16 protein-coding genes, 1 rRNA gene and 2 pseudogenes are annotated in these 15,684 nt (G+C 39.6%); 10 read left to right on the forward strand and 9 right to left on the reverse strand.

The features are described 5' to 3' along the window. Window positions 1-112: ribosomal RNA gene (gene rrf / locus NQT69_RS00005) — 5S ribosomal RNA — on the forward strand; the annotation flags it as partial. A 490-nt stretch (window positions 113-602) separates the two neighbouring features. On the opposite strand, the gene NQT69_RS19560 is transcribed toward rrf, so the two are convergent. Both NQT69_RS19560 and NQT69_RS00010 read right to left on the reverse strand, forming a co-directional pair. Further along, a complete protein-coding gene (locus NQT69_RS19560) occupies window positions 603-878 on the reverse strand; it encodes a helix-turn-helix domain-containing protein (RefSeq protein WP_372822927.1) in 276 nt (91 codons plus the stop codon). 265 nt (window positions 879-1,143) lie between these two features. Continuing rightward, window positions 1,144-1,434, reverse strand: a pseudogene (locus NQT69_RS00010) (TonB-dependent receptor); the annotation flags it as partial. Between the two features lie 582 nt (window positions 1,435-2,016). Between NQT69_RS00010 and NQT69_RS00015 the strand changes: the two are divergent. Continuing rightward, window positions 2,017-3,030 carry a DUF5924 family protein gene (locus tag NQT69_RS00015; protein WP_256825690.1) on the forward strand — a complete coding sequence of 338 codons (1,014 nt, stop codon included), beginning with the start codon at window positions 2,017-2,019 and terminating at the stop codon, window positions 3,028-3,030. 16 nt (window positions 3,031-3,046) lie between these two features. Beyond that, the gene (locus NQT69_RS00020; protein WP_256825691.1) at window positions 3,047-4,045 is read left to right on the forward strand and encodes a DUF2971 domain-containing protein; all 999 of its coding nucleotides are present in this window, start codon (window positions 3,047-3,049) and stop codon (window positions 4,043-4,045) included. Window positions 4,046-4,244: 199 nt separating this feature from the next. Here the strand turns inward: NQT69_RS00020 and NQT69_RS00025 are convergent, their stop codons facing one another. Both NQT69_RS00025 and NQT69_RS00030 read right to left on the reverse strand, forming a co-directional pair. Then, window positions 4,245-4,751, reverse strand: a complete 507-nt coding sequence (locus NQT69_RS00025) for a M48 metallopeptidase family protein (RefSeq protein WP_256825692.1) — start codon at window positions 4,749-4,751, stop codon at window positions 4,245-4,247. A 4-nt stretch (window positions 4,752-4,755) separates the two neighbouring features. Next, window positions 4,756-5,604 (reverse strand): DUF72 domain-containing protein, encoded by an 849-nt coding sequence (locus NQT69_RS00030; protein ID WP_256825693.1) that lies wholly within the window; start codon window positions 5,602-5,604, stop codon window positions 4,756-4,758. 202 nt (window positions 5,605-5,806) lie between these two features. Here NQT69_RS00030 and aspS point away from each other — a divergent pair, with 202 nt between their 5' ends. Beyond that, window positions 5,807-7,585, forward strand: a complete 1,779-nt coding sequence (gene aspS / locus NQT69_RS00035; protein WP_256825694.1) for an aspartate--tRNA ligase — start codon at window positions 5,807-5,809, stop codon at window positions 7,583-7,585. Window positions 7,586-7,676: 91 nt separating this feature from the next. Beyond that, window positions 7,677-8,270, forward strand: a complete 594-nt coding sequence (locus NQT69_RS00040) for a pentapeptide repeat-containing protein (RefSeq protein ID WP_256825695.1) — start codon at window positions 7,677-7,679, stop codon at window positions 8,268-8,270. Between the two features lie 40 nt (window positions 8,271-8,310). Here NQT69_RS00040 and NQT69_RS00045 read toward each other — a convergent pair whose 3' ends face one another. Then, a complete protein-coding gene (locus NQT69_RS00045) occupies window positions 8,311-8,634 on the reverse strand; it encodes a hypothetical protein (protein WP_256825696.1) in 324 nt (107 codons plus the stop codon). An 86-nt stretch (window positions 8,635-8,720) separates the two neighbouring features. Further along, a pseudogene (locus tag NQT69_RS00050) lies at window positions 8,721-9,510 on the reverse strand (alpha/beta hydrolase family protein); the annotation flags it as partial. A 200-nt stretch (window positions 9,511-9,710) separates the two neighbouring features. Here NQT69_RS00050 and NQT69_RS00055 point away from each other — a divergent pair. Next, window positions 9,711-10,550, forward strand: a complete 840-nt coding sequence (locus NQT69_RS00055; RefSeq protein ID WP_099295799.1) for an isopenicillin N synthase family dioxygenase — start codon at window positions 9,711-9,713, stop codon at window positions 10,548-10,550. Window positions 10,551-10,597: 47 nt separating this feature from the next. On the opposite strand, the gene NQT69_RS00060 is transcribed toward NQT69_RS00055, so the two are convergent. Continuing rightward, a complete protein-coding gene (locus tag NQT69_RS00060; protein WP_256825697.1) occupies window positions 10,598-11,014 on the reverse strand; it encodes a DUF1801 domain-containing protein in 417 nt (138 codons plus the stop codon). Window positions 11,015-11,144: 130 nt separating this feature from the next. On the opposite strand from NQT69_RS00060, the gene NQT69_RS00065 reads away from it, so the two are divergent. Further along, the gene (locus NQT69_RS00065; RefSeq protein ID WP_256825698.1) at window positions 11,145-12,545 is read left to right on the forward strand and encodes a DEAD/DEAH box helicase; all 1,401 of its coding nucleotides are present in this window, start codon (window positions 11,145-11,147) and stop codon (window positions 12,543-12,545) included. A gap of 44 nt (window positions 12,546-12,589) precedes the next feature. On the opposite strand, the gene NQT69_RS00070 is transcribed toward NQT69_RS00065, so the two are convergent. Both NQT69_RS00070 and NQT69_RS00075 read right to left on the reverse strand, forming a co-directional pair. Then, window positions 12,590-13,336: a DUF3307 domain-containing protein gene (locus NQT69_RS00070; RefSeq protein WP_256825699.1), complete on the reverse strand. Its 747-nt coding sequence runs from the start codon at window positions 13,334-13,336 to the stop codon at window positions 12,590-12,592. Continuing rightward, window positions 13,333-13,956, reverse strand: a complete 624-nt coding sequence (locus NQT69_RS00075; protein ID WP_256825700.1) for a hypothetical protein — start codon at window positions 13,954-13,956, stop codon at window positions 13,333-13,335. The genes NQT69_RS00070 and NQT69_RS00075 overlap by 4 nt, the downstream gene beginning before the upstream one ends. 154 nt (window positions 13,957-14,110) lie before the next feature. On the opposite strand from NQT69_RS00075, the gene NQT69_RS00080 reads away from it, so the two are divergent. From NQT69_RS00080 to NQT69_RS00090, 3 genes are all read left to right on the forward strand, one after another. After that, a complete protein-coding gene (locus NQT69_RS00080; RefSeq protein ID WP_256825701.1) occupies window positions 14,111-14,629 on the forward strand; it encodes a LabA-like NYN domain-containing protein in 519 nt (172 codons plus the stop codon). Between the two features lie 129 nt (window positions 14,630-14,758). After that, window positions 14,759-15,187 (forward strand): hypothetical protein, encoded by a 429-nt coding sequence (locus tag NQT69_RS00085; RefSeq protein ID WP_256825702.1) that lies wholly within the window; start codon window positions 14,759-14,761, stop codon window positions 15,185-15,187. Window position 15,188: 1 nt separating this feature from the next. Next, entirely contained in the window at window positions 15,189-15,401 is a 213-nt protein-coding gene (locus tag NQT69_RS00090) for a helix-turn-helix transcriptional regulator (RefSeq protein ID WP_256825703.1), read from the forward strand. Window positions 15,402-15,684 lie beyond the last annotated feature (283 nt).

The raw sequence follows: 15,684 nt of genomic DNA on the forward strand, positions 1-15,684 counted from the left end.
GGTGACAATAGCGTTTTGGACCCACCTGATCCCATGCCGAACTCAGTAGTGAAACGAAACAGCGCCGATGATAGTGTAGCATTTGTTATGTGAAAGTAGGTCATCGCCAGGCTCCAAATAAGAGAAACCCGTTACAGCAATGTAACGGGTTTTTTGTTGTCTGAAATAAAATGAATTATCTCGCGAGTTAGCGAGCGTAAAGCGTAGGGCTTAACGTGCAGCGCTGTCAAAGTTATTGTAGGAGGAGGCTTCAGCCTCGATTTAAAGCTGATAAAACTCGCAAACCCCATATGCCAGCTAGTGCGGTCCACAACAACTGCATGTTCTCCATATGGTGTCACATCCGAAATGAGCTCTAAGTGCTGCCTCATTATATCCTTACTCAAATAAGGAGCTATGATAGCCTCAGTTTGACCTGTCGCAGGGCAAACAGCATCAAATATATGAGTGGATAGAAATTGTTGCTGCTGACCACGCGGGGCCCTGAGCCTTTCTTTGCCCAAATTTTAGATGTGGTATTTTATTGACCAAACCGCGCTTCATCTTGGAACCAGACATTGACTCTATCAAGTGATACGTGGCCTGGAATTGTGATGTTCGTATTACGAAGGAAATTTTTTAAAGTCTTCTTGCGGCTGAACTGATTGTTTAGGGTGTTTCGTGCGAGATGTAATCCATGACAAATTAAGCTCATGCAATAAGCGATAAACATTATTAAGCTTATACTGCACATCAAATGTCTCGCGAATATACTCACGAATGTCTTCACCGATTAAGCAGCCTCCTTCATCTTTAACTGCATGTTTGCATACATAATCTTTGAGTTGTTGCTTTTGCTTAGGCGTTAGAACATAAGGGCGACCGGGCTGTTTTTTAATATCTCATGCCGCAATGCCATCGGTAAGATAAGCTGTCACCCACTCATTTACCAAGTGCCGACTCACGCCTTTTGCTTGTGCAACTGCCGTACGATTTTTAACTTTAAGAAATTGGCGAACAACTTGATAGTGGGTTTTTAATCGTGCATCTCAGGTGTATGGGAAACCTGAAATATTGGATAATTTAAGCTCAATAACAATGACTGTATATAGCTCTATTAGATCACAAATAACACAAGATTAAAGTAGAACATCAATTAAATGTGATTGGTAATAATCCAATTGATTTACCGCCATATAATGGCAGTCTGTTACTAAGTAACTGGGTATAGCGGCCATACAGGCTTTGCAAACGGATATTTGCACTACCTAAAGCGGGTGAAGTGTTTTGCACGGTTACACCGCCAGTTTCCGGAACTAACAGTAAAATGTTGCCAAGGGGCATTAAGGCTTTCTCGTGTATTTCTTCACTCTTGATTATTTCAGTGTGAGTCGCTGGCTCAGTTACTATACGTCCAAGTCGAGAAGCCGTGACTTGTATTTTCTCTATCGATTTTTTAATGCTCGTCATGGCATGATGCTGTTCGTGGGTGAACGAATAAGCCTTTAACGTGGCTAAAAACATGGGAAATGTATTTATGAGATAGAGATGTGAGGGCGGTAAATATAAGTTGTGACACAGATTATTTTTGCAATATTTTGTTTTATAGCGTGATGGTTTTGCATAACAATTTGAGTTGTCGTGATTTCTGACGGCAGGTAAAAAGCTGATACTCAAGTATTTGCAGGGCAAAAGCAGGTGCTATCACAACACTATATTTCGCAACATTCATCGTCATTCTTTACGATGTTCTCAAGCCACTAGTGGGCTGTCAATATTTATCGTTTGAGTGTAAGGGTGAGCACTTATCGAGGGAGATACACTGTACGCCAAACTTTGTTCAGCAAAGGTGAGCAAAATATACAAAATAGCCAACGTGTTTGAAAATGGCCTCGCCATAGTAATCTCAAAAGTAAAAAGTGTGACTCATAACTAAATAATTTTAGAGCAAAAGTGTAAATCTGTTGTTCATGTATTAAGGTATATTGTTTAGGTGACTAACTAAGATATTAAGTTGTAAAAGGATCTTATTTTTGCATGAACTATTTTAAAGATTTAATAACAAAATTTATAATGATGATGCAAAAGCGACCAGGTTTATTAGCGGTGTTTGCATTTTTCAGCGGTGTAGCTAGTTACGTTTTAGTTGAGCGAAAGGAGTCGTTTTCGCAAATTATAGCTATACTTTTACTCGTCAGCTGGGTGTGGTTAATCGTTGATAATTGGCTGCGCGATAAAGTTGAGCAGCGCTTTGGTGTTGCTGTTTCACCTAACTTTATGCGTTTTGCATTACAGATGGTGCAGCAAGAAAGCTTATTTTTTGCATTGCCGTTTTTTCTCGCGGTGACGTCATGGAACCATCCGCAGGCTGTGTTTACTTCCTTGATTATTCTATGTGCATTTATATCAGTTGTTGATCCGCTTTATTATAAAAAGTTAGCTAAACACAGCATATTATTTACGGTGTTTCATAATTTTGCACTATTTGTGGTAATTTTAGTCACATTGCCAATCCTATTAAATCTTACTACCAGTGAAAGCTTAGGAATTGCCTTGATCACCGCGATTATGTGCACGCTACCGAGTTTAGGAAATTTGATGCCAAATGCGCGTTGGTGGCGTTTTCCTTTGTTAGTTTTATTGTTAGGCGTATTGAGTGCAGGTTTATGGCAATTGCGTAGCTGGGTGCCGCCAGCGGCATTACGCTTAACTGATATTAGGTTATCTCATGAAGTTGACCTGGAACAACGTAAGCCCATCGGTAACGTTAAGCAGTTAGATGTAAATACGTTACGACAGGAAGGTTTATATAGTTGGACAGCGGTGAAAGCGCCAAGAGGCTTAAACGAAAAGATTTTTCATGTTTGGATCCTTAATAACCAAGTTGTGGAGCGAATTGCCTTAGATATCACCGGCGGGCGAGAGCAGGGCTATAGAGCATGGACACACAAATTGAACTTTCCCGCAGACCCTGTTGGCAAATGGCAAGTACAAGTTGTTACCGAATCTGGGCAGCTGATTGGTTTAACTAAATTTACGGTCACTCAATAGAGTTATTTGGAGGTATGTGTTGTTAGTAAAATATTTTGGATTAGTTATCGAAGAAAGTAATTATACAGAGCCACGTAGCAGTTTTTTATCCGATGGTTTGTTTCGCTTTACACAACCGAAGTTCTTAAATGATAAAATGAGTGAGGCAAAACTATTTCCCTATTTTAATGAGTTTTCGCCAGCAGATTTAGATTGGGCTAAAGAGCGATTCCAAAAAGATGGCGGTGACATAAATGATTCATTAGATCTTGCCCTTCTTAAAAAGTTTTATTTAGAAAGACCTTTGGATGATAGATATGGAGATGCTTTTCCTCACCTAGTTGAAAGCCAGTTTGGTTATAGTTCAATGAAAGAGTTTGATAAAGAGCAAGTAAATAAAAAAGTTCAGGAAATTAACAATCAAATTATTGAAAAAATAAGCGCTGCTTGTGGTGTTTTTTCATTATGTAAAAGTGTAACAAGTACCCACATGTGGAATCATTATGCTAGTGAGGGTCAAGGTGTAGCCTTAATATTTGATGAAACACATGAATTCTTTATGAGAAATATTGTAAAAGATGTGACTTATGAAATTAGCAAACGTGCGTCTGTTACATACTATCGTGGTTCGTGGAGGATTAATGGTATGCCAGTCAAAGATTGGAATTCTATTAATAAACCCGAACACTTAAATGATTTAATGTACAAACTCTTATTTTCTAAATCCCCTGATTGGGAGCAAGAAGAGGAGTCGAGAATTGTGTGCTCTTTAGTCGATTGTGATGAGGCTAAAGGAAAGTTTTTTGAATTTTATGACAGTTCGGTAGATAAACTACTCAAGTATCATGAGTGTTATTTGAAAAAAATACCTTTTTCGGCTTTTAACACCTTAGTATTAGGCTATGGAATAGCACCAGAACATAAAAAGTCTATTATTGATAGAATTAAGGCTAATACAGAGTTGGCTCATCTAAAATTGAAAAGTGCAGAATATGATATTTTTGGCGAGCTAGAGCTAATCGATATTGAATACTAGGGATATTGAACTTCATGGTTGAATTTACATCAGTATGTTTAGTTTTAGTCAGGGTAGTATATATAGTGTTGCTACTTCTAATAAATATGCAATAACAATGCATCAATGCTAAAAAGGTATACTTCGAAGGGATAGTCTGCATCGAATAAGTTTTAATTCTGAAGGTGCTGAAGACCCAATTACTTTAGAAAGTTATCTATCATTTTAATAAATAGTAAGGGTTTTTCCCTTGCGTGACTAACACACAAAATATTCGTAAATCTAACTCCAGTTGGTGGTACTCTGGTTCCATGTGACAACACAGGGCGTAAAAACTTTTGTTGTGATCTTTTTCTTTAAAGTGAGCGAGCTCGTGAACCACGAGTGCTTTTAATAATGGCTCTGGCGCGCGCAGTAAATCACTGTTAATAGCTAAGTCATGCTTTCGGGTTTTGCCTTGCATACGGTAGGTATGTGTACCCAGTGCGTTAGTGACCATATCACCTTGCTTTTTAAATGCTGCGCGGCCAAACGGTGGTGCATTTTTTAAGTAGCATTTTTTAAGCTCGGTTGCGTAAGCATATAGCGACTTATCACTTGTTATCGTATGAGCATGCGGGTATTTTTTTGTTAAATACGCACCGTGTTTGTTGTTATTAATGAGCTGCATCACTTGTGTGACAATTTGCTCAGGGTAGCCGGTAAAGTAACGAGAGTAGTCTTTCATAAATTTAAAATAAGCTCGATTGAGTGGCTTCTTTTTCACCTATAAAAGGTGATAAAACGTGGTGGTTATAATTTAAGTCTTGGCAAAACTGACGTGCTAACAATGGAGCTTGGCGGTTATCGGCGGTATGAAAAAACACATAAGGTGTTTTACCTTCATCGAGCCATTGTTGTACTTTTTTAAGCCAAGGCTGGTAATAGCTTTTATAGTCATGTTCTAAACTGGCAATCACAAACCTTGCCATAGGCTGCTCGCCGGTGGCGATGGCATGAACTGGGAGATGAGGCTTTTTTTGCTGCGCATCTATCAAAGCTTCGGTGTTGGGCTTTACCGCAAATAGGGCACGGGTATCCATGGCAACACGGTTAATGTTGCTAGCCATTAATAGCTGGTTTAACGCAACTTCAGCATCGCCCTTTTTAAAAAACTCGCCGTGGCGTACTTCCACTGCGTAATTTATATCGTGTGGCAGCTTAGTAATAAACTGAGCAAGCAGTGGTAATTGTGCAGGGCTAAAGCTACTTGGTAGTTGCAACATGATTTGCCCAACATTGGGTAATAGCGGTTCGAATAAGTTAAACCAAGCAGTTAGCTCATCATCAATGTTGGTTAATTGTAATTCGTGGCTAAAGCGGCGGTGAAATTTAAAGGTAAATTTAAAATCGTTATTAACAGCATCACGCCAGCGCTTGAGTGACTCAGTACTAGGATCGGCGTAAAAACTGGTATTACCCTCGACAGAATTAAACACCTGCGCGTATTCATGCAGCATGTCAGCATTTTTACAATGGCTGGATAACAAATTGCCTTTCCACGCGGTGCTTGACCATTGCGGACACCCTAAATACAACATAAAACGGTTAACTGATTGTGTGTTTTGGCTAGTATATCAAATCTATGAATTGAAAGCATAGTGCCCGCTGCCGTGCTCGCATTTTTAAGTAACTTGGGTATAATGCACCCCCTAAAATGATTAATAAATAGTGGCTTTAACTCCCCAAAAACAGCAAATTCTTAGGGAGAGCGGCTATGAGTCTTAAACTGACAGGAATACTATGCGCTCTATATACTGCGGACAGCTTAACAAAACTCACGTAGATCAAGAAGTTGAACTATGTGGTTGGATAAATAAACGACGTGATCTTGGTGGTCTTATTTTTGTCGATTTACGCGACAGAGAAGGCTTAGTGCAAGTTGTATTCGATCCTGAAGTTGAAGGCTTAATGGATACAGCTAATAAACTTCGCCAAGAATTTTGTGTGCAGCTTAAAGGTGTTGTTCGTGCGCGCCCTGATAGCCAAGTAAATAAAGATATGGCAACAGGTGAAGTCGAGATTTTAGGCACTAGCTTAACGATTATCAACCGCTCAGAGCCGTTACCACTTGACTTTAACCAAGTGAATTCAGAAGAGCGCCGTTTAAAATACCGTTACCTCGATCTTCGCCGCTTAGAAATGAGCGACCGTATTAAGTTACGTGCTAAAGCAAGCAGCTTTGTTCGTCGCTTTTTAGATGACAATGCATTTTTAGATATTGAAACACCCGTATTAACGAAAGCAACACCAGAAGGTGCGCGTGATTATTTAGTACCGAGTCGTGTTCACAAAGGCAGCTTTTACGCATTACCGCAATCACCACAGTTGTTTAAGCAATTATTGATGATGTCTGGCTTTGACCGTTACTATCAAATTGTTAAATGTTTCCGTGATGAAGATTTACGTGCTGATCGTCAACCTGAATTTACTCAAATAGATTTAGAAACGTCGTTCATGAGCTCTGATCAAGTACGCGGTATGACTGAAAAGATGATCCGTGAAATGTGGCAGTCATTACTTAACGTTGATTTAGGCGAGTTCCCAATCATGCCTTATTCAGAGGCAATGAGCTTGTATGGCTCTGATAAACCAGACCTACGTAACCCAATGAAGCTAATTGACGTTGCTGATTTGGTAAAAGACGTTGAGTTTAAAGTATTCTCAGGCCCTGCAAATGATGAAAAAGGCCGTGTTGCAGTATTAACAGTACCTGGTGGCGCGAAGCTTTCTCGTAAGCAGTTAGATGACTACACCAAGTTTATTGGTATTTACGGTGCGAAAGGTCTAGCTTGGATGAAAGTTAACGACCGTGATGCAGGCGCTGAAGGCGTGCAATCACCTATTGCTAAGTTCTTAAACGAAGAAGTGATTAACGAACTTCTAGCACGTACTAATGCACAAACGGGCGACATCATTTTATTTGGTGCAGATAAACGCAACACAGTAAATGAAGCCATGGGCGCATTACGCTTGAAGATTGGTGTTGATTTAGAAATCACTAACCTTGATAGCTGGGCACCACTTTGGGTTGTTGACTTCCCAATGTTTGAAGAAGATGACGAAGGCACACTTCACGCCGTTCACCATCCATTTACTGCACCTAAAGACATCAGTGCTGAAGAGCTTGAAGCAAACCCTGCAGCGGCTATCTCAGATGCCTACGATATGGTATTAAACGGCTACGAAGTAGGCGGCGGCTCTGTTCGTATTCACAATGCAGATATGCAAGAAGCGGCTTTTAGAATTCTAGGTATTGATGCACAAGAGCAACAAGACAAGTTTGGCTTCTTACTTGATGCGCTTAAATACGGCACGCCACCGCATGCCGGTCTTGCGTTTGGTTTAGACCGTTTAGTAATGCTACTGTGTGGTACTGATAACATTCGTGACGTTATTGCTTTCCCTAAAACAACACAAGCTTCATGTTTACTAACTGACGCACCAAGCAAAGCCAATGCAGATTCATTGACTGAGCTTGCTATCAACGTTGTTGAAAAAGCTGAAAAACCAGCTGAATAAGTAACGAACAAACTAGTTTAATGTTAAAAACCCTAAGCTTATTCTTAGGGTTTTTTTATTGCTGTTTTAAGAGGGAGTTATAACAGAAGGTATGTTATTTACACAAAACGATTACTATGAACACGAATTTTTAAAGTTAAAAGCGACAGCAAAGCGCTTTAGTGACATTGAATTTGAGCAATGTCAGTTTATTGAGTGTGACTTTAGCCAAGCTCAATTCAGTAACTGTCGTTTTATCGATTGTGAGTTTATCAATTGTAATTTAAGTGAATTAAATTGGAATTACAGCTCGTTGGAAGAGGTCAGTTTTAAAGGCTGTAAGCTCAACAGCATAGTTTGGGGACAAGTAAACTGGCCGCAACTGGCATTAACTGCGCCCGTTAGCTTTAAAGATTGCGAACTTAGCCATAGCTCATTTTTTGAGTCGCAATTAAAAGCGTTAACAATGACTGATTGCTTTGCAAAGGATGTCGATTTTAGACATGCAAATTTAGCTAAAAGCCAGTTTATAGGCACAGATTTTAGAGACAGTGTGTTTCATCAAACCAATTTAAGTAACGCTAATTTTGTCGGTGCCACACAGTTTAATATTGATATTAAAAATAATGATGTGAGCCGTGCTAAATTTGAACGACTTGAGGCTTTAAATTTATTAGCGGGACTTGATATCGAGCTAGTTGATTAGCCGCAAATATTGACGGCTAATCACTTATAGTAATAAACGACTAGCAAGCAGGGCCGTTTTTATTGCGCGCACTGGCAAGAGCGCGAGCAATTTCAAGCAGCGCAGGGTTAATATCATCAGCGCCATCTTTAATTAGCTTAGTTACATCGCCAGACGAGTATAAGCTATCACGGGGTGATTTAATGCCAAGTTCACGCACAAAATCTTTCGTTTTACCTGTGCTACCGGTTTCAATAAACTTAAAAATAATACGCTCGTTATTACTTTTCGGCTCGGCTTGTAATACCGCGATTTCTTCTTTATAGGCTTCAATGCGACTTTGTAAAATTTCGATACGTTGTTCGATGCTGCTGTATGATTTCATGGGACACTTTTAAATAAACACAAATATTAGCGCTATTATCGCATATATTTTTAATTTATATTCATTTTGCTAAACGAATTATTATTTACGTAGCGCTTGGCCCATGATGCGATAACCTCTGCAGCATAATCAGCATCTTCTTTCTTTGTTAATAAGTGATCAGCATTATCTAAGCTAATAAAGCTTTTTGGGTGTTTAGCACTGGCATAGATTTTTTCGGCTTCACGAATATTAACCGTAGCGTCAATGGGAGAATGCATTACTAAGAGGGCACGTTTTAGTTTACCAATGTGGCTGCGGTCATATTTAGCAATATCGTCTACAAACTGCTTTTTAATGGTGAACTCCCGGCCTGCTAAAGTCACTTTTGCAACACCTGCTGCGTTTATTTCATCAAGATGTGCACTAAAATTATGCGTGACATGTTGGGCATCGGATGGTGCGCCGATGGTCGTCACCGCTTGTACTTCTTTTATTTGCGCTGCGGCTGCCAGCACTGCTGCATCCCCTAAACTATGGCCAATTAACAATTGTGGCGCTTTGAAGTGGGCTCTTAAATGATCCGCAGCGGCGACTAAATCCTGAATATTGGAAGAAAAGTTACTGTTGGCAAAGTCGCCATCGCTATTGCCTAGTCCAGTAAAATCAAAACGTAATACCGCTATACCTTGTTTCGTTAATGCACGGCTAATACGAGTGGCTGCTGCAATGTCTTTACCGGCACGTAAAGCAATGGGCAGATAAGGCGTAAAATTTGATATCGCCAGCTGGTGACTCTAATTGTCCGGCAAGTTGTAACTCACCACTTTGAAAGGTTATTTTTTTGTCGCATAGTATGTGCCTTCGCTCTTGGTTGAATTTAGCAGGGTAGACCATTTTAACGATTTTATTATTTCACTGTGATTATGCTAATACGCAGCTGTTGATCTATATCAACATTTACTTTGTCGCATAGCGAGTGCGGACATAAGTCCTTATGTTTTTAAGGCTATTTTATTATCCTCGCGAAGCGCAACAATGTAGCAACTGCTATGATTAGCAAAGGCTTTTGACAACTTAAATCATTGGATACCAACATGCAACTACCTACTGTCGATTATCAAGCGAGCGATGCAGCCGCTCAATTTGTTGAATCTCTTAGAAACACAGGCTTTGGAGTGTTAAAAAATCACCCAATTCCGCAATCTTTAGTTGAATCAATTTATGAAAATTGGCAGGCGTTTTTTAACTCTGAGCAAAAGCATGAGTTCTTATTTTCTAAAGAAACCCAAGATGGTTATTTTCCGCCGTCAGTTTCAGAGGTTGCCAAAGGTTTTACTGTAAAAGATATTAAAGAGTACTTTCATGTTTATCCAAAGGGCCGAGTGCCTGAGCAACTAGAAGCGGATGTACGTGAGTACTATCGTTTAGCCAATGAGTTTGCGGCAACATTGTTAAGCTGGGTGCAAGCTGAAGCACCAGCAGAGGTACGTGCTAAGTTTTCAATCGATTTGAAAGACATGATAGCTGATTCTGAACAAACGTTACTGCGTATATTGCATTATCCACCGATGACGGGTGATGAAGAGCCTGGTGCAATTCGCGCTGCTGCGCACGGCGACATTAACCTATTAACTGTTTTACCTGCCTCTAATGAGCCTGGCTTACAAGTGCAAAAAACCGACGGTGGTTGGTTAGATGTGCCGTGTGATTTTGGTAGCTTGATCATTAATATTGGTGACATGCTACAAGAAGCGTCGGGCGGGTATTTCCCATCAACGATTCACCGTGTAATTAACCCAACGGGTAAGGCGTCGACTAAGTCACGTATTTCACTGCCATTATTTTTACATCCGCGTCCTGATGTTGTGTTATCAGAGCGTTATACCGCAGACAGTTACTTACAAGAGCGCTTACGCGAGCTAGGAGTTAAGTAACTATTCTACTGTTTACTATAAAAGCGGCATATTGCCGCTTTTATATTTTACGGATATTTTACTTTCATTAGTGCTACAGACAAAGCGATGAGTTGTTCAAGTATGGCTAAGTCTATATTTTTTAAATTGCTGATATAGAGACAACTTTTGCCGGTTGTGTGTTTACCTAGTTTATCAAGTAAGGCCGCAACTTCTTTATTTTCAAACCCTGGCATTATGTAGATAGATAACTTCGTCTTGCGTGGCGAAAAGCCTGTTAATGGCCAGTCACCACTTTGGCCTGAGTCGTATTGATAGCGGTAACGACCAAAACCAATAATATCTTTGCCCCAAACTATAGCTGGTTCATTGGTTACTTTCTCAAACAGTGCAATTAACGTATTTGCATCTTCTAAGCGTTTAGGGTCAGTATTAGCAAGGCATTGTTGTAAGCTTATTTGATTTGCTTGTGTTTTTATTGCCATTTTTCACTCCAGCGTCACTCTGTCTCAGGTTAGCATATTAACAGTAAGGTGAATATTCAATGCATTATTGACCACGATAGGTATAATGCGCGCAACTGGCCAGTTTGGCCTTATTTAAAAGAGAGTTTATATGAGTTTTGATGGGTTAGGTTTATCACAGTCTTTAGTTAACGCAGTTTTAGAAAAGGGCTATGAAACGCCAACACCGATTCAGGCTCAGGCCATTCCAGCGATCATCGAAGGTCGTGATGTAATGGCAGCCGCGCAAACTGGCACCGGTAAAACAGCTGGTTTTACGTTACCGCTTATTGAGTCATTAGCGAAAGGGCAAAAAGCCAAAGGTAACCAAGTGCGTGCGTTAATTTTAGCACCAACCCGTGAACTTGCTTTGCAAGTAAGCGAAAATGTTGAAGAGTATGCTAAGCACTCTAACATAAGCTCGTTTGTTGTGTATGGTGGCGTTAAAATCAATCCACAAATGATGCGCTTGCGTAAAGGTGTCGATATTTTAGTGGCAACCCCTGGGCGCTTGATTGATTTACATAATCAAAATGCATTGAAATTTGATAACCTCGAAGTGTTAGTCCTTGATGAAGCAGACCGTATGCTTGATATGGGGTTTATTCACGATATTAAACGTATCATTAGTAAGTTACCTTCTAAACGCCAAAATTTAATGTTTTCTGCTACGTTTTCAGATGAAATTCGCGCTTTAGCAAAAGGTTTGATCAATGACCCCGTTGAGATTTCTGTGGCGGCAAAAAACACCACAGCAAAAAGTGTTACTCAATCAGTGTATGCGGTAGACAAAGCACGTAAAACAGCGCTTTTGAGTCATTTAATTCGCAGTAATGATTGGCAGCAAGTATTGGTCTTTAGCCGCACAAAACACGGTGCCAACCGTTTAGTTAAACAACTTGAACGTGATGACATTGTGGGTGCTGCAATTCATGGTAATAAATCACAAGGTGCGCGTGTTAAAGCACTCGATGGTTTTAAAAGTGGTGAAGTACGTGTTTTAGTGGCTACTGATATTGTGGCTCGTGGACTTGATATTGTAGAGCTTCCACATGTAGTAAATTATGATTTACCAAACATTTATGAAGATTACGTGCACCGTATTGGCCGTACAGGTCGTGCGGGTGCTACAGGCCATGCTATTTCGTTTGTAACGACTGATGATGCTGCTGATTTATATGGTATTGAGCGTTTTATTGGCGAGCTTATTCCCCGTGCAGAAGAGCCTGGCTTTGAGCCAAGCAATCCTGTGCCAGAAAGAGCGCTTGATGCAAGACCGATAAAACCAAAAAAGCCTAAAAAAGCCAAACAGCCGTTTTCTAAGCCTAAGTCTGATAGCAAAAAGCCAAACAATGGTGGCAATGGAACAGGGCCACGCCGTGGTGGTTCTAAAATGCCGGCAGCTAAAGGCGAGGGGGAGCAACAAAACCCATGGGCAAAACGTCAGTCGGTTGGTGGTAATTCGCAGCGCCGTCGTCGGCCAAATAATGGCGGCTCGCAGGGTAACGCTTAACCTTTGACGTAATAATATATAACGCGCTTTTATAGCGCGTTTTTTTATTGTTTAGTTAAAAAATTAATGGTTAAACCGATAAATAAAGTCACTGTTACACTTAATAAGGTACCTAGCATTACATATTCGGTGAGTTGTTTTTCTTCACTTGCTCGTAAATCCCCAAACCGAAAAATTGATTTTGCAGCGAGTAAAAAGCCAACGCCTGCATACTCTCCCATCAAAATGAATGTCAGCATCAGTACACGCTCTAATAAACCAATACTGTGTCCCGCAGCAGGTATGCTGCCAGAAGTTGAAAAGCCACTTGTGATACGCTCAAGCGCCATACGAATGAACACCGAGCTTGGGTTAAGCACTAATAAATAGCCCGTCAGTATAATTAATGTATCGAGGGCAATAAGCTGGTGTAATAGTTGATAGTAAAAGAGCTGATTATCAGCAAGCCATACAGCGACCATAAGTATGACAATGAGATGAGCACATTGATCCAGCACAAAAGGGACCACCCCTTTGTTTGAGTATGATTTGGCAATATCAATAAAGTAATGGGTAACCGCTATAATCAAGGTTGCTACAAGTATATTAGACCAATCACCCCAACCATATTGGTATTCCCATAGTATTATCACCAGTGCGCTAACTGTACTGTGCATCAAAACATGTAAATAAAGTTTGCTGGCACGAAAATGCCGTGTGTTTCTATCATAGACCCAACTTATTGGTTGCCAGTAGAAATCTGCTAATAAGTGAGCAATGACAAGGCCTGTTAGTAATAAATAAAAACTCATTTCTTTACTCCTTGAAGTTGTTGGATAGCCTCTTTACTGTAATTTAAAAAACGCTCAATTAATTGGTAGTTTGCTAAGTTAAGTAATTTAGTCACATTCTCGCGGCTGGTTTGTAACTCTTTGGCAAGCTGGCTGTGGCTATTATTTACAGCAGTTAAATAATGAAACAACGCATTGGCTTGCTTTTGGCTGATTTTATCGAGTAGCACGTTAATTAAATCGATATTCAGGGCAAAACTGGCATCGAGAGAGCTGTGCTCTATTTGCAGTATTAACAGTTGATTCAGGGTATCTAACCCTTGACCTGAAAGTGTATAAGCAGACCCAGTGGCTGTTTTTATATCCGCGCGAGGGTTATCTAACTGGCCAATAGCCATACTTTGACGTAATGAATAATTAGCAGACTTTAGCTGTAAATAAAGCAATATAGCTGCGCTGCAAACATCACGTGGATCAGGTAATTGTATTTGCAGGGCGTCACCACGATAAACACTGTATTGACCACTAAATTTATTTGCAATGAAGCGCAAGCTTTGATCCAACAGATAAAGCATATCGTCGTATTGGTGTTTAGGAATTTTTTGTGAGTTGATTAAATCGCCGCTGATGACTGCTATCATTTTGTTTACCTAAGGTGATGTAACCTCTATGAGTTACTTTTTACTATGTAACCAAAATTAGTTACTTTTGGGTAAGTAACCAATTTAGGTTACTTTTAGATTTTTTTCAAGTTAACTGTGCTACATTGGTTAAAACACTATTTAAGAGCAGCATATGTCGCAATTAAAAGAGCCATTAACGCAACAAGGACCACCATCTAAACCCAGAGTGGGGATTTTTGTTGATGTGCAAAATATTTATTACACCTGTCGACAAAGTTACGGCAAAAACTTTGATTACAATGCATTTTGGTCTCAGGTGAGTGAGCAATATGAAATTGACTGTGCATTTGCATATGCGATTTATCGTGGTGACGATAAACAATCTCAATTTCAAAATATATTGCGGGCCATTGGTTTTGAAGTAAAGCTAAAGCCATTTATTCAACGCAAAGATGGCAGTGCGAAGGGCGATTGGGATGTCGGTATTACCATTGATATGTTAGAGCAAGGGAAAGAACTCGACCGCGTAATATTACTCTCAGGAGATGGTGACTTTGCTCTGTTACTGGGCCATTTGCAAAAAAAATACAAGGTACCAGCCGAGGTGTATGGTGCGGATAAACTAACCGCTGACGCCCTAAAACAAAGTGCTGAGCGCTTTCATTGTATAGATGATTCACTCTTGCTGTAAAATTGCCATGTAAATAAAACCAATCCTGATGTTAAGAATATTTGACATTGAGGGTGGGCTCTTCTATAGTTCTCAATGTTAGATATATTTAACATTTAGTCTGTAATATTTTACATTAGAGGTAATACGATGAGTTATACACAAAAAACACGGTTGCTTGAAGCGGGCATCACTTTGATAGTGCTATTTAACTATTTACAAGCGGTATTATCCATGACGCCTGAAGCCCAAATGGATCCAACGCTTGCCAGCGGATTACTCATTAAATTGGTAATTCAAACGGTCGTCATGTTAGTGATTATGCATAGTATTTTAGCTGCTTTTAATAGTAAATATGCCAATCAGCCGCTAGATGAACGTGAACAAGCGATCGCGTTAAAAGCAAAAAGAGTGAGCTTAATTATTTTACAAATGGGTGTTATCAATGCTGTATTTGCTATGTTGATTGGTACAGTATACCCAGTGCCTATTAGTCCTTTACATCAGCTAGTGATAGCTGCGCTACTGAGTGAAGTGATTGGCACAGCGGTTGAGTCATGGTTATTGTACAGAGGTTAAAATGGCTAAATTAGCAATTACAAATACAATTAGGATCCAGCGGTTTCATCACAATGAAATGACACAGCAGCAATTAGCGGATCGCGTAGGGGTTACGCGGCAGACTATTGCTGCCATTGAATCTGCTAGGTATTCTCCTTCATTAGAGGTAGCATTTAAAATAGCTGCGGTATTTGAACAACCACTAGAAAATATATTCCAATTCACCCCTTAAACCTTTACTAATTTATTTATAAACTGTACCTTAATAACGTCATTTGATTGCAGATAAAATAACGTTATTAAGCAACTTTTTACTATTATCAATACAAAAATCACTCTATGTTGTGTAAATAGCCTGTATTTAAAATAACCATTACAAATTTATTTTTTATAAAATTACAGCTAATTCAAGTGATTAGAGTTAAACATAAAAGTTATATTAATTTTTATGAAAAATATAATGACAACGCTGTCATTTGTTGTGTAACATTAATTCAACATGGGTTGAGGGTGGA

Origin of the sequence: Pseudoalteromonas shioyasakiensis, from assembly GCF_024518675.1 — a bacterium.
Lineage (GTDB): Bacteria > Pseudomonadota > Gammaproteobacteria > Enterobacterales > Alteromonadaceae > Pseudoalteromonas > Pseudoalteromonas shioyasakiensis_B.

Excerpts from the sequence above, each read along its gene's own strand:
- NQT69_RS00055 (WP_099295799.1), top strand. The coding sequence starts at position 9,711 with ATGCAACTACCTACTGTCGATTATCAAGCGAGCGATGCAGCCGCTCAA.
- NQT69_RS00075 (WP_256825700.1), bottom strand. The coding sequence starts at position 13,956 with ATGATAGCAGTCATCAGCGGCGATTTAATCAACTCACAAAAAATTCCT.
- NQT69_RS00045 (WP_256825696.1), bottom strand. The coding sequence starts at position 8,634 with ATGAAATCATACAGCAGCATCGAACAACGTATCGAAATTTTACAAAGT.
- NQT69_RS00085 (WP_256825702.1), top strand. The coding sequence starts at position 14,759 with ATGAGTTATACACAAAAAACACGGTTGCTTGAAGCGGGCATCACTTTG.
- NQT69_RS00080 (WP_256825701.1), top strand. The coding sequence starts at position 14,111 with ATGTCGCAATTAAAAGAGCCATTAACGCAACAAGGACCACCATCTAAA.
- NQT69_RS00025 (WP_256825692.1), bottom strand. The coding sequence starts at position 4,751 with ATGAAAGACTACTCTCGTTACTTTACCGGCTACCCTGAGCAAATTGTC.
- NQT69_RS00060 (WP_256825697.1), bottom strand. The coding sequence starts at position 11,014 with ATGGCAATAAAAACACAAGCAAATCAAATAAGCTTACAACAATGCCTT.
- NQT69_RS00065 (WP_256825698.1), top strand. The coding sequence starts at position 11,145 with ATGAGTTTTGATGGGTTAGGTTTATCACAGTCTTTAGTTAACGCAGTT.
- NQT69_RS00030 (WP_256825693.1), bottom strand. The coding sequence starts at position 5,604 with ATGTTGTATTTAGGGTGTCCGCAATGGTCAAGCACCGCGTGGAAAGGC.
- NQT69_RS00015 (WP_256825690.1), top strand. The coding sequence starts at position 2,017 with ATGAACTATTTTAAAGATTTAATAACAAAATTTATAATGATGATGCAA.
- NQT69_RS00090 (WP_256825703.1), top strand. The coding sequence starts at position 15,189 with ATGGCTAAATTAGCAATTACAAATACAATTAGGATCCAGCGGTTTCAT.
- aspS (WP_256825694.1), top strand. The coding sequence starts at position 5,807 with ATGCGCTCTATATACTGCGGACAGCTTAACAAAACTCACGTAGATCAA.
- NQT69_RS00070 (WP_256825699.1), bottom strand. The coding sequence starts at position 13,336 with ATGAGTTTTTATTTATTACTAACAGGCCTTGTCATTGCTCACTTATTA.
- NQT69_RS00040 (WP_256825695.1), top strand. The coding sequence starts at position 7,677 with ATGTTATTTACACAAAACGATTACTATGAACACGAATTTTTAAAGTTA.